General features: G+C 31.5%; 8 protein-coding genes. All 8 read left to right on the forward strand.

Annotated features, from left to right (window positions below; all coding sequences use genetic code 11):
• Positions 1-830: tRNA 2-selenouridine(34) synthase MnmH (gene mnmH / locus ACRC28_RS12165; RefSeq protein WP_438543713.1), on the forward strand; the 830-nt coding region annotated here is incomplete at its 5' end.
• A gap of 14 nt (positions 831-844) precedes the next feature.
• Positions 845-2,791 carry a DNA gyrase/topoisomerase IV subunit B gene (locus ACRC28_RS12170; protein ID WP_438543714.1) on the forward strand — a complete coding sequence of 649 codons (1,947 nt, stop codon included), beginning with the start codon at positions 845-847 and terminating at the stop codon, positions 2,789-2,791.
• 17 nt (positions 2,792-2,808) lie between these two features.
• Positions 2,809-5,694 carry a DNA topoisomerase IV subunit A gene (locus ACRC28_RS12175; protein WP_438543715.1) on the forward strand — a complete coding sequence of 962 codons (2,886 nt, stop codon included), beginning with the start codon at positions 2,809-2,811 and terminating at the stop codon, positions 5,692-5,694.
• A gap of 12 nt (positions 5,695-5,706) precedes the next feature.
• On the forward strand, positions 5,707-6,252 hold the full coding sequence (locus ACRC28_RS12180; RefSeq protein WP_438543716.1) for a DJ-1 family glyoxalase III: 546 nt from the start codon (positions 5,707-5,709) through the stop codon (positions 6,250-6,252).
• A 14-nt stretch (positions 6,253-6,266) separates the two neighbouring features.
• Positions 6,267-8,039 carry a single-stranded-DNA-specific exonuclease RecJ gene (recJ, locus tag ACRC28_RS12185; protein WP_438543717.1) on the forward strand — a complete coding sequence of 591 codons (1,773 nt, stop codon included), beginning with the start codon at positions 6,267-6,269 and terminating at the stop codon, positions 8,037-8,039.
• Between the two features lie 15 nt (positions 8,040-8,054).
• Entirely contained in the window at positions 8,055-9,137 is a 1,083-nt protein-coding gene (locus ACRC28_RS12190; protein WP_438543718.1) for an undecaprenyldiphospho-muramoylpentapeptide beta-N-acetylglucosaminyltransferase, read from the forward strand.
• A 290-nt stretch (positions 9,138-9,427) separates the two neighbouring features.
• Positions 9,428-12,937 carry a pyruvate:ferredoxin (flavodoxin) oxidoreductase gene (gene nifJ / locus ACRC28_RS12195; RefSeq protein WP_438543719.1) on the forward strand — a complete coding sequence of 1,170 codons (3,510 nt, stop codon included), beginning with the start codon at positions 9,428-9,430 and terminating at the stop codon, positions 12,935-12,937.
• A gap of 245 nt (positions 12,938-13,182) precedes the next feature.
• The gene (locus tag ACRC28_RS12200; protein ID WP_438543720.1) at positions 13,183-13,548 is read left to right on the forward strand and encodes a DUF1292 domain-containing protein; all 366 of its coding nucleotides are present in this window, start codon (positions 13,183-13,185) and stop codon (positions 13,546-13,548) included.
• Positions 13,549-13,575: the final 27 nt, after the last annotated feature.

Genomic DNA, 13,575 nt, shown 5'->3' on the forward strand with positions numbered 1-13,575 from the left:
TTTATTCAGTAGAAAGAAAAAAAGTTGTTATATTCTGTGCTAGAGGTGGAATGAGAAGCAGTAGTATTCATTCTCTTTTATATTCATTAGGTCTTAGAGTTTATAAACTTAAGGGTGGATATAAAGCCTATAGAAGATATATAAATGAAAACTTTAATAAAGTTATAGAAGATGTAAACTTTATAACTCTATATGGAAAAACAGGAGTTGGAAAAACTGAGTATTTAAAAGAACTTCAAAATAGAGGCTTTGATATCTTAGATTTAGAGGGAGCTGCAAATCATAGAGGTTCATTATTAGGTTCAGTATCTATAGGTGCTTGTAATACTCAAAAAGCTTTTGAAACAGAAGTATTCTATGCACTTTCAAAAAGAAAATCTAACTTAGTTTTTACTGAAGGGGAAAGTAAAAGAATTGGAAGAATAATAATACCAGATAATATTTGGGAAAAGATTATGGAAAGTTCAAAGGTTTGGATAGAAGATTCAATTGAAAATAGATGTGATTTATTAACACATGAATATATTCAAAATGAAGAAGGTATAAAAGAGCTTTTAGAAGCTATGGACAAAATAAAGAAATATTTAAGTGTTAAAAAAGTTGAAGAATATAAGGATATGATAAAAGATGGAAACTATAGAGAAGCGTGCATAAATCTTATGGAAAATTATTATGATCCAATGTACTTAAATGGATTTAAAGAAAAAACATTTATCCAAACTATCCAAAATGAAGATAGGGAAGATACACTTAATAAGCTTATAGAGGTTTATAAAAAATTAGAACCATTATATAAGAAGGAAGAAATACTAGAGGAAATAGAAGAGTAATTAAAGGAGAGAAGATGATGAATAATAAAAACTCATATGATGTAACATCTTTAACATCATTAGAAAAATTAGAACCAGTAAGAGTTAGACCAGGGATGTATATTGGATCTACTGGAACTAAAGGGTTACACCATTGTGTTTGGGAGATATTAGATAATGCTATTGATGAAGTATCTAATGGATATGGAGACAAAGCAACAGTTATTTTAAATAAAGATAAAAGTGTAACAGTAATGGATAATGGTCGTGGAATACCAACAGGAATACACCCTATAAAAAAGAAGAGCGGTGTAGAGATGGTATATACTGAATTACATACTGGAGGAAAGTTTGATAATAAAAACTATAAGACTTCTGGTGGATTACATGGAGTAGGTGCTGCAGTTGTAAATGCTTTATCAAAGTGGGTTATAGTAGAAGTTCATCAAGGTGGTAAAATATATAGACAAAGATTTGAATATGCATATGATAAAGAACTTAAAAAAGATATGCCAGGAACACCAGTGACAGCACTTGAAGTAGTAGGTAAATGCAAAGATACAGGAACTAAGATTACATTTTTACCAGATAAAGAAATATTCCAAGTAACTGATTTTAAATTTGACATAATAGATGAAAGGTTACAAGAATTAGCATTCCAAAATAAAGGAATGAGACTTGAGCTTATAGATAATAGAAAAGGTGAAGAAGTTAAAAAAGAGTATTACTCAGAAAGAGGACTTCTAGACTTTATAGAATATTTAAATGAAAGTAAAACTCCTTTACATAAGGACCCAATTCTTTTTGAAGGTGGTAAAGAAATTTCGGGAATAGCTATGGAAGGAGAAGTTTGTATGCAATTTACAGACTCTTCAACAGACAATATAGCAAGTTATGTAAATAACATTCCAACAACAGAAGCAGGAACACATGAAACAGGTTTTAAAACTGGAATGACAAGAGCTTTTAAAGAATGGGCAAGAAAGCTTGGAATAGTAAAAGAAAAGGATAAGGAATTTGAAGGTGATGACCTAAGAGAAGGTATGACTGCAATAGTTAGAATTAAAATTTCTAATCCAGTTTTTGAAGGACAAACAAAAACAAAGCTTGGAAACAATGAAGCTTATACTATGATGAATGAGCTTGCATATACAAAGCTTGGAGAGTGGATTGAAGATAATAAGGAACTTGGAACAAGAATTATAAATAATGCACTTGCAGCAGCTCAAAGAAGAGAAAAGATAAAAAAAATAAATGAGGCTGAAAAGAAAAAAGTAGGAAAAGGAACTGCACCTCTTGCAGGTAAAGTTGCAGTTTGTACAGGGAAAGAAAAGATATATAATGAATTTATTGTTGTAGAGGGAGACTCGGCAGGAGGTTCTGTAAAGCAAGCAAGGGATAGAAGATTCCAAAGTATTATGCCATCAAAGGGTAAAATAATGAATACTGAAAAGCAGAAGCTTGAAAATGTACTTGCATCAGAAGAGCTTAAAATCTTTAATACAGCACTTGGAACAGGAACTTTAGATAATTATAGTGAAGATGATTTAAGATATAACAAAATAATAATTATGAGTGATGCGGATGTAGATGGATATCATATAAGAACTTTATGGATGACATATATTTATAGATATATGAGACCCCTTATAGCAAATGGACATCTTTATTTAGCACAACCTCCTTTATATAAGGTGTATAAAAAGGTTAAAAATAAGGAAGTATTTGAATATGCTTATTCAGATGATGAATTAGACGAAGTTAAAATGAAAATTGGGCAAGGTGCCTTAATTCAAAGATATAAAGGACTTGGAGAAATGAACCCAGACCAACTTTGGGATACAACATTAAACCCTGAAACAAGAACACTTATGCAAGTTACTATAGATGATGCAGCAAAAGCAGAAAAAATGGTTTCATTATTAATGGGTGATATAGTAGAACCAAGAAGAAAATATATGTATAAATATGGAGAGTTTTAAGAAGGAGGGATTTTTAAATGGCTAAAAAAATAGAAAATAGAATACCAACAGATAAAAATATTATTAGAGTGCCACTTGAAGAGGCAATGCCTGATAACTACTTACCTTATGCAATAGAAGTAGCTAAAGAAAGAGCACTTCCAGATGTACGTGATGGATTAAAGCCAGTTCATAGAAGAATACTTTATGGAGCACATATGCTAAAGGCATATCCGGAAAGACCTTACTATAAATCAGCTAGAATAGTCGGGGATATCTTAGGTAAGTATCACCCACACGGTGATACATCAGTATACGAAGCAATGGTAATATTAGCACAAGACTTTAGTACAAGAAACCCTCTAATTGATGGACATGGAAACTGGGGCTCAATTGATGGAGATGGTGCTGCCGCAATGAGATATACTGAGGCAAGACTATCAAATATTGCAATGGAAATGTTAAAAGATATAGATAAAGAAACAGTGGAGATGGTACCAAACTATTCAGATAGTGAAATGGAACCAAAGGTTCTTCCAAGCAGATATCCAAATCTTTTAGTGAATGGAGCTTTTGGTATTGCAGTTGGACTTGCAACTAATATTCCTCCACATAACTTAGGGGAAGTTACAGAGGGAGTTCTTGCTTATATAGATAATAATGAAATAGATACAAAAGGCTTAATGGAATATATAAAAGGGCCTGACCTTCCAACAGGTGGAATACTTATAGGTGAAAAATCAATTCTTGCAGCTTATGAAACAGGAGATGGAAAAGTAAGCTATAGAGCAAAAACTAATATAGAAACTTTAGAAAATGGAAGACTTGGTATAGTTATAACAGAGTTCCCTTATAGAAGAAATAAGGCAAGAATACTTCAAACTATTTCTGAAATGACAGGAGACAAGAAACATTCTAAGGTTTTAGAAAGTATTACTGACATAAGAGATGAATCAGATAGAAATGGGATAAGAGCTGTTATTGAATTTAAAAAAGCAACAGATGAGAAAAGCATTGATAAAGTTTTAAAATATTTGTTTAAAAAGACAGAACTTCAATGTAACATAAGCTTTAATATGGTAGCTTTAGCAGATGGTAAGCCAGAGAAAATGGGCTTAAAGAAAATGATTGAATATTATGTAGAACATCAAAAAGAAATTGTTTTTAAAAGAAGTACTAGAGAGTTAGCTATTGCAGAAAAAAGATTTCATATTGTAGAAGGATTTATAAAAGCTATTGATGTTTTAGACGAAGTTATAAAAACTATTAGAGCTTCAAAATCTAAGAAGGATGCTTCAGTTAATTTAATGGAGAAATTTGAGTTTACTGAAATTCAAGCAAATGCAATACTTGAAATGATGCTTTATAGATTAACAGGTCTTGAAATAAATGTTTATAAAAAAGAATATGATGAGCTTTTAAAAACTATTAAAAAATTAAAGAAAATTTTAGGTAGTGAAAAAGAACTTCTAAAGGTTGTAAAAAAAGAACTTATAGAAGTAAGTGAAAAATATAAAGATGACAGAAGAACTAAAATAATAGAAGATGATAGTTTAGCTAAAATTGATATGGAAGATTTAGTAGTTGTTGAAGACATAATGATAACTATATCAAATGAAGGCTTTATAAAGAGAATGCCACATAAAAATTACCTAAGATCAAACGCAGATAAAAATGAAATTGATTATAGAGAAGGAGATTTCCTAAGATTCTTAATTCAATCTAACACAAGAGATACACTTCTAATATTCACAGAAAAAGGGAATATGTATCAAACTAAAGGAATTAATATAGTTGAAGGAAAATGGAAAGATAAAGGTGAAAGAATTGAGGATATTGTACGAGGTCTTAATTTAGAAGAGGAAAAGATAGTAAATATAATTTCAATAACTACTTTAAATCCAAGTAGATATATTCAATTTATTACTAATGCAGGAATGATAAAGAATACAAGTTTAGATAATTTTAAAACAAGCTATTCAAAGCTTCAAGCTATAAAATTAAAGGGCGATGAAAAAATAGTAAAGGTAACTTTATTTAATGAGGAAGAAAAAGAAAACTTCTTAGAAGTTCAAACTAGGTTAGGGCTTAGATTTAATTTAGATATAGGAGAATTAGAAAATACTCCTAAAAATCTTTTAGGAAAGTTCTTGTTTAATTTATCAGAAAATGATGAAGTAATAAGCTATGAGTATAGAAAAGAGTTAGAATTTAAAGAATTTGGTATAGCTCTTGGAAATAAGAATATATTTAAATTATCTAGTCGAATAAGTAAAAATGATACTCTTAAAGTGTATACAGATACATTAAGCCATTTATTATTATTCACAGATAAAGGAAACATGTTTAAAATAAAAGCCTTTATGTTAGAAAAAGTAATAGAAGAAGATATAGCTTTAAGTAAGGTTATTGATGGACTAGAAAAAGATGAAAATATAATTAGACTATATTCAATTAAAGAATATAAAGAAGAACTTGGTGTATATGCAATTACCAAAAAAGGAATAATAAAGAAAACATCACTAAAAGAATTTGAAGGTGATTATATAAATGGAGGATACTACAAGCTAAAGTCTAAAGATGATTCTGTTGTAGTAACATTTATAGATACCTTAAATGATGGAAATATTATTATGCTTACTAAAAAAGGAGTTATGATAAAGTTTAACTCAAGTGGTGTAACACAGATGGGTAAATTTACTTCAGGAGTTACAGGAATAACTTTAAAAGATGGTGAAGAAGTTGTATATGCAACTCTTTTAGAAGATGATTATTATGACCTTTCAGTAATAACTAAAGAAAAGGTTGAAAATAAAATATTTATAAAAGACTTAAAACTGCAAAATAGAGCAGGAAGAGGGTCAAGTGTAATTCAAATGAATATGGAAGATGAAGTTAAAAATATTCAGTTAATAAAAAAATAATGAGGTGAAAAAATGAAAAAGATAGGTGTACTACTAAGTAATGGCTTTGAAGAAATAGAAGCACTTACAGTTGTAGATGTATTAAGACGTGCAAATGTAGAATGTTTAATGATTGGTACTAGCGGATTAGAGATAACTGGAGCCCATAATATAAAGGTAGTTTGTGATAAAGCTTTAACTGAAGAAGTAAAAGCATTTGATGGAATAGTATTGCCAGGTGGAATGCCAGGTTCTAAGAATTTAAGAGATAATGATAAGGTGATAGAGTTAGTTAAATATATGAACAAAGAAGAAAAGCTTGTTTCTGCTATATGTGCAGCACCTATAGTTTTGGAAAAAGCTAAAATTATTGAAGGAAGAAAAATTACATCTTACCCAAATTCTTTAGAAGATGAGAAAAAGGTGAAATATTTAGAAGAAAATGTTGTAATAGATAAAAATATTTTAACAAGTAGAGGACCAAGTACAGCATTAGAATTTTCTTATGAAATTTTAAGATATTTAGGACTTACAAAAGAAGCAGAAAATTTAGAAAAAGGAATGCTTTTTAAAAAGTAAATAGGGTGATGTAGATGAAAGAGAAGTGGCTTTTAAAGAATAAAAAGACTGAATTTCTAAAGTTAACAAAAGAGTTTAATGATGAGGGAATGCTTACATTAAGACTTTTAAGTAATAGAGGAATAGATAGTGAAGCTAAAGCTTCTCTTTTTCTTTATGGAGATATAAAGAATATGTATGATAGTTATCTCCTTAAAGATTTAGAGGAAAGCGTAAAAATAATAAAAGATGGAATAGAAGATAAAAAGAAAATCGTAATATATGGAGACTATGACTGTGATGGAGTTTGCAGTACAAGTATTTTATATAAGGGTTTTAAAAGATTAAACGCAAACTTTAAATATCATATCCCAAACAGAGAAAGTGAAGGATATGGTATGAATAAGGAAAGAATTAAAATTTTAAAGGAAGAGGGCTGTGAAATAATAATAACTTGTGATAATGGAATAGCAGCCTTTGAAGAAGTAGCCCTTGCAAAAGAACTTGGTATGACAATAATAGTAACAGACCATCATGATATTCCTTTTGTAGAGGAAGATGGAGTGAAAATTAAAAAGATGCCAATTGCAGATAGAATAATAAATCCTAAAAGAGAAGATTGCACATATCCTTTTAAAAATCTTTGTGGTGCAGGAGTTGCCTTTAAATTTATACAGGGCCTTTATAGAATGTATGGAATAGAAGAAGAAGCTTTCGATTTAATAGAATATGCAGCTATTGCAACAGTTTGTGATGTAGTTGATTTATTAGATGAAAATAGAATAATTGTAAAAGAAGGCTTAAGACGTATAAATAATACAGATAAAATAGGACTTAAAGAATTAATAAAAGTTAAGGAACTAGAAAATAAAGAAATAAATGAATATCATTTTGGTTTTGTAATAGGTCCATGTATAAATGCAACAGGGAGGCTTGAAATTGCAGATATTTCAGTAGAACTTTTAATATGTGAAGAAAAGGAACAAGCAAAGGAACTGGCTAATAGATTAGATGAATTAAATAAAATAAGACAGGAAATGACTTTAGAAAGCGTGGAAAAGGTTAAGGAAAAGGTAGAAATAGAATTAGAAGAAAAAGATAGAGTTATAGTAGTTTATGAAGATAGTATTCATGAAAGTATAGCAGGGATTGTAGCAGGGCGTATAAGAGAAAGTTATAATCTTCCTACGATAGTATTAACGAAAGGTCATGAAATGCCAAAAGGGTCAGGAAGGTCCATTGATGAATACAATATGTTTGAAGAGCTTAGCAAGTGTAAGGATTTAATGGAGAAGTTTGGAGGACACCCTATGGCGGCAGGGCTTTCCTTAAAAGAAGAGAACATAGTACCTCTTAGAAAAAGGTTAAATGAAATTTGTACATTAACAGATGAGGATATAATGCAAAAAACATTTATAGATACAAAGCTTTCTTTAGAGGATTTAGATTTTGAAATTTTAGATGAAATAAATAAAATGAGACCTTTTGGAAAAGCTAATAATTCGCCAACATTTGGAGAAAAAGCTATAACTGTGAAAAAAATTTCCTTTATGGGAAAAGAAAAACGATTTTTAAGGTTTAAAATAGAGATGAAAAATGGTAAAACTATAGATGGAGTAAATTTTAATAGATACGACCAGTTTAAAGAGGGCTTTGAAGAAGCCTTTGGAGAAGATGAATTTTTAAAGCTACAATATGCTGGAGGTAATTGTAATTTTAAAATGGATATTATATATTATCCTGATATAAATGAATATATGGGAAATAAAAACATCCAGTTAAATATTAAAAGCTTTAGATTCAATTAATAAGGAGTGAACAAATTGAAAAAATATAAGATAATAATGACAGGAGGAGGAACAGCAGGGCATGTTACACCAAACTTAGCCTTAGTTCCATCTTTAGAAGAGTTAGGATTTTCTATAAAATACATTGGTAGCAAAGACGGAATGGAAAGAGAGATAATAAAGAAAGCAGGAATACCTTATTATGGAATATCATCAGGGAAGCTTAGAAGATATTTTGATGTAAAGAATTTTACAGACCCATTTAAAGTAATGAAAGGTGTTGCACAAGCCTTAAGAATTTTAGGAAAAGAAAAGCCAGATATTATATTTTCAAAAGGTGGATTTGTAACTGTTCCTGTAGTAATTGCAGCATCAATCAAAAAAATACCAGTAATAGCACATGAATCAGATATGACACCAGGACTTGCAAATAAGCTTGCTTCACCATTTTGTGACAAACTTTGCGTAACATTTAGAGAAAGTTTAAAACATGTAAAAGAAGGTAAAGGAGTTTTAACAGGAAGTCCTATAAGATATGAAATGTTAAATGGTTCTAAGCTTTTAGGGAAAGAAGCTTGTGGTTTTACAGATGATAAAGAAATTATTTTAGCAATGGGAGGAAGTCTTGGTGCAAAAATAATAAATGATGAAATAAGAAAAAATCTTGACGAAATTTTAAAAGAAAACAATGTAATACACATTTGTGGAAAAGGGAATTTAGATAAAAGCTTAGAAGGTAAAAGAGGATATAAGCAATTTGAATATGTAAGTGAAGAGTTACCTAATTTAATGCAAGCAGCAGATTTTATAATATCAAGAGCTGGTGCAAACTCAATATTTGAATTCTTAGCTTTAAAGAAACCAACACTTTTAATTCCATTATCTAGAAATCAAAGTAGAGGAGACCAAATATTAAATGCAAATTCATTTAAAAAAGAAGGGTTTTCATTAGTGGTTGAGGAAGAGGAACTTGGAAAAGTTGGATTAATGAGTGAAATAAAAATGTTAAAAAACAGTAAACAAAATCTTCTAGAAGCCATGAATAAAAGTCAGATGAATGACGGTGTTAAGGGAATTATAAACCTTATAATGAATACAATAGAAAAAAATAAAAAATAGAAAAAGATTATACACACACAAAGGAGAAAAATGGTTCATTTTTTTCCTTTTTAAACTTGCAAAAAAAAAAAAGTGATATATAATAAAGGAGATGGGAACTCGTAAAAATTTAATAAGTATTTTTATGGGAAATAATAGATGTGAATTATTAACCATCAGATAAATAAAATTCGATTTTAAAGTTTGAAATTTAATTTTATTTATTATAAAAAATTCTAAATAGAATATCGCTCTATTTAGAAAAAATTCTAAATTTATAAATTTTTTATAATGAAAGAGGGGTCACCGCGATGAGAAAAATGAAAACAATGGACGGAAATACAGCAGCAGCTCATATTTCATATGCATTTACTGAGGTAGCAGCTATATTCCCAATTACACCATCATCACCAATGGCAGAACACGTAGACGAGTGGGTAGCTAAAGGAATGAAAAATATCTTCGGTCAACCAGTTAAGATTGTTGAAATGCAATCTGAAGCAGGAGCAGCAGGAGCAGTTCACGGATCATTACAAGCAGGAGCTTTAACAACAACTTATACAGCTTCTCAAGGTTTATTATTAATGGTACCAAACATGTACAAAATTTCAGGAGAATTACTTCCAGGAGTTTTCCATGTTGCAGCTAGAGCATTAGCTACATCATCATTAAGTATATTCGGAGATCACCAAGACGTTATGGCAGCTAGACAAACTGGTTGTGCTATGCTTGTTGAAGGATCAGTTCAAGAAGTAATGGATTTATCAGCAGTAGCTCACTTAGCAGCTATCAAAGGTAGAATACCATTCATAAACTTCTTCGATGGATTCAGAACATCACACGAAATACAAAAAATCGAAGTTTTAGATTTCGAAGAGTTAAAAGGATTAGTTGACTTTGATGCTTTAAACGAGTTCAGAAAGAACGCTTTAAACCCAAGTCACCCTGTAACTAGAGGAACAGCTCAAAACCCAGATATCTACTTCCAAACAAGAGAAGCAGTTAACAAATATTATGATGCAATTCCTGATATCGTAGAAGGATATATGTCAGAAATAACTAAGTTAACTGGTAGAGAATACCACTGTTTCGATTACTATGGAGCACAAGATGCTGACAGAGTAATCATAGCTATGGGATCAGCTACAGACGTATGTGAAGAAACTATCGATTACTTAAATGCTAACGGAGAAAAAGTTGGATTAGTTAAGATAAGATTATTCAGACCATTTGACGTAGCTAGATTTAGAGCAGCTATACCAGCAACTGTTAAGAAAATTGCTGTTTTAGATAAAACTAAAGAACCAGGATCAATTGGAGAGCCATTATACTTAGACGTTAGAAGTGCATTCTACGGAGAAGCAAACGCTCCAGTAATCGTTGGAGGAAGATTCGGACTAGGATCAAAAGACCCTAACCCTTCAGACATTGCTGCAGTATACGAAAACTTAGCTCAAGAAAATCCTAAAAACGGATTCACAATTGGAATCGTTGATGATGTAACTAACACTTCATTAGAAGTACACACTGACATCGATGCAACTCCAGAAGGAACTACAGCTTGTAAGTTCTGGGGACTTGGATCAGACGGAACAGTAAGTGCTAACAAAAGTGCTATCAAAATCATCGGAGACCACACTGATATGTATGCTCAAGGATACTTCGCATACGATTCAAAAAAATCTGGTGGTATAACAGTATCTCACTTAAGATTTGGTAAAAAGCAAATTAAATCACCTTACTTAATAGATAAAGCTGATTTCGTTGCTTGTCACAACCAAGCTTACGTTACTAAATACAATGTTTTAGATGGATTAAAGAAAAACGGAACTTTCTTATTAAACACTATCTGGACACCAGAACAATTAGAAGAACACTTACCAGGATCATATAAGAGATATATCGCTGAAAACAACATTAAGTTCTACACTTTAAATGCTGTTGGTATAGCTCAAGAAATTGGTTTAGGTGGAAGAATCAACATGATAATGCAATCAGCTTTCTTCAAGCTTGCAAACATTATCCCAGTTGAAGATGCAGTTAAATACTTAAAAGATGCTGTTGTTACTTCATACGGTAAAAAAGGTCAAAAAGTTGTTGACATGAACAATGCTGCAATTGATAAAGGAATCGGAATGATCCAAGAAATCAATATCCCAGCTTCATGGAAAACTGCAGAAGTTAGCGAAATACCAGGAGCTAAAAATGCAACTGAGTTCGTTAAGAATATCGTTGAACCAATGAACAGACAAGAAGGATTCGATTTAAAAGTTTCTGACTTAATGGATATTGTTGACGGTACTTTTGAAGCAGGAACTGCTGCTTATGAAAAAAGAGGAGTTGCTGTTAACTTACCTGAGTGGGATGCAGACAAATGTATCCAATGTAACCAATGTGCTGTAGTATGTCCACACGCTGCAATAAGACCATTCTTATTTAATGCATCAGAAAAAGAAAATGCACCAGAAGGAATGACTATAATTCCAGCTAAAGGAATAAAAGCAGACGAAGAGTTAGGATACAGAATCCAAGTAGCAGCTCTTGACTGTACAGGATGTAGCAGTTGTGCTGTAGCTTGTCCAGCTCCAGGAAAAGCACTTGTAATGAAACCAGCTCATACTCAAGAAGCTGAAATAGCTAACTGGGATTACTCAATAGAGAAAGTTTCAGCAAAAGCTAACCCAATGAAGAAAACAACATTAAAAGGAAGCCAATTCGAGCAACCATTACTTGAGTTCTCAGGAGCTTGTGCTGGATGTGGAGAAACTCCTTATGCAAAACTTATAACTCAATTATTTGGTGATAGAATGATGATCGCTAACGCAACTGGATGTTCATCAATCTGGGGTGGATCAGCACCTGCTACACCATACACAACTAACCATAAAGGATTCGGACCTGCTTGGGCTAACTCATTATTTGAAGATAATGCTGAGTTTGGATTAGGAATGTTCTTAGGAGCGCAAGCTATAAGAGAAAGATTAATCGAAAAAGCTAACAAAGGAATCGAAACTTTAACTGGAGAAGCTAAAGAAGCTTTAGAAGCTTGGGTAGCTGAATCAGAAGTTGGTGAAGGAACTAGAGATAGAGCAGATAGAGTTGTAGCTGCTTTAGAAGGTTCAAACGAAGAAATCGCTAAAGAAATCTTAGCTGAAAAAGACTTCTTAGTTAAGCCATCACAATGGATCTTCGGAGGAGACGGATGGGCTTATGACATCGGATTCGGTGGAGTTGATCACGTACTTGCTTCAGGAGACGATATAAATATATTTGTATTCGATACAGAAATGTACTCAAATACAGGAGGTCAATCTTCAAAAGCTACTCCAACTGCTGCAATAGCTAAATTTGCTGCATCAGGTAAGAGAACTAAGAAGAAAGATTTAGGAATGATAGCAATGTCATATGGATATGTATATGTTGCTCAAGTTTCAATGGGAGCTGATAAGAACCAAGTTCTTAAAGCAATTGCTGAAGCTGAAGCTTATCCAGGACCATCATTAATCATCGCTTACGCACCATGTATCAGCCAAGGAATCAAAGTTGGTATGGGTAATAACTTAGTTGAAGCTAAGAGAGCAGTTGATTGTGGATACTGGCAATTATACAGATTCAATCCTACTTTAAAAGAAGAAGGAAAGAATCCATTCACTCTTGATTCAAAAGAGCCAACTGGAGACTTCAAAGAGTTCTTAATGGGAGAAGTTAGATATGCTTCACTTGCTAAGGCATTCCCAGAAGCTGCAGAAGCATTATTTGAGAAAACTCAAAAAGATGCAATGGATAGATTAGAAAGCTACAAAAGATTAGCTGGAAAATAATCCTTTTAAATAGAGAGGCTTAAGTTTTTACTTAAGCCTCTTTTAATATAAATATAGATTTTTTAGAGATTCTTAAAAGTTTATATAAAATTACATAAAAAAGAAGAAAATACTATATTTAGTCTAAAACTGTCCTTTAGAGCAAAAAAAATTATAGAAAAGTAGAAAATTTAAATAAATAGCTTTTAATTTTAATTAAATAAGGGTAGAATGATAACATAAAGAAATTTTAGGAGGAATGAAATATGGATAAAGATTTAAATAAATGTGGATGTCACGAAGACGGAAATGAAGGATGCGGATGTAAGTCTGGAGAAGGATGTGGATGTTCAGGACACGAACATGATCACGCTCATGGAGAAGGTTGTGGATGTGGTGAACACGAGCACGAAAGCTTCGTAGTAGATTTAGTAGATGATGAAGGAAATGAAATTTCATGTCCAATCATTGATGCTTTTGAATTTGAAGGAAATGAGTATGTTTTAGCTCAAAATCCAGAGGATGATTCTGTATTTATGTTTAGAGCAGAAGATGAAGAATTAATAGTTCCAGAAGAAGATGAGTTTGATAGAGTTGCTAAATACTATAATGAAAGTTTAGCAGAAGCTTAAAACATATAAGAGAGTAGCTTTTTGCTA

It is taken from the genome of Clostridium sp. (genome assembly GCF_051650885.1).
In the GTDB taxonomy this organism is placed as follows: Bacteria; Bacillota; Clostridia; order Clostridiales; family Clostridiaceae; genus Clostridium.

Bases quoted from the DNA above. Each gene is read 5' to 3' on its own strand.
- nifJ (WP_438543719.1), top strand. From the start codon at position 9,428: ATGAGAAAAATGAAAACAATGGACGGAAATACAGCAGCAGCTCATATT.
- ACRC28_RS12170 (WP_438543714.1), top strand. From the start codon at position 845: ATGATGAATAATAAAAACTCATATGATGTAACATCTTTAACATCATTA.
- ACRC28_RS12200 (WP_438543720.1), top strand. From the start codon at position 13,183: ATGGATAAAGATTTAAATAAATGTGGATGTCACGAAGACGGAAATGAA.
- ACRC28_RS12180 (WP_438543716.1), top strand. From the start codon at position 5,707: ATGAAAAAGATAGGTGTACTACTAAGTAATGGCTTTGAAGAAATAGAA.
- ACRC28_RS12175 (WP_438543715.1), top strand. From the start codon at position 2,809: ATGGCTAAAAAAATAGAAAATAGAATACCAACAGATAAAAATATTATT.
- recJ (WP_438543717.1), top strand. From the start codon at position 6,267: ATGAAAGAGAAGTGGCTTTTAAAGAATAAAAAGACTGAATTTCTAAAG.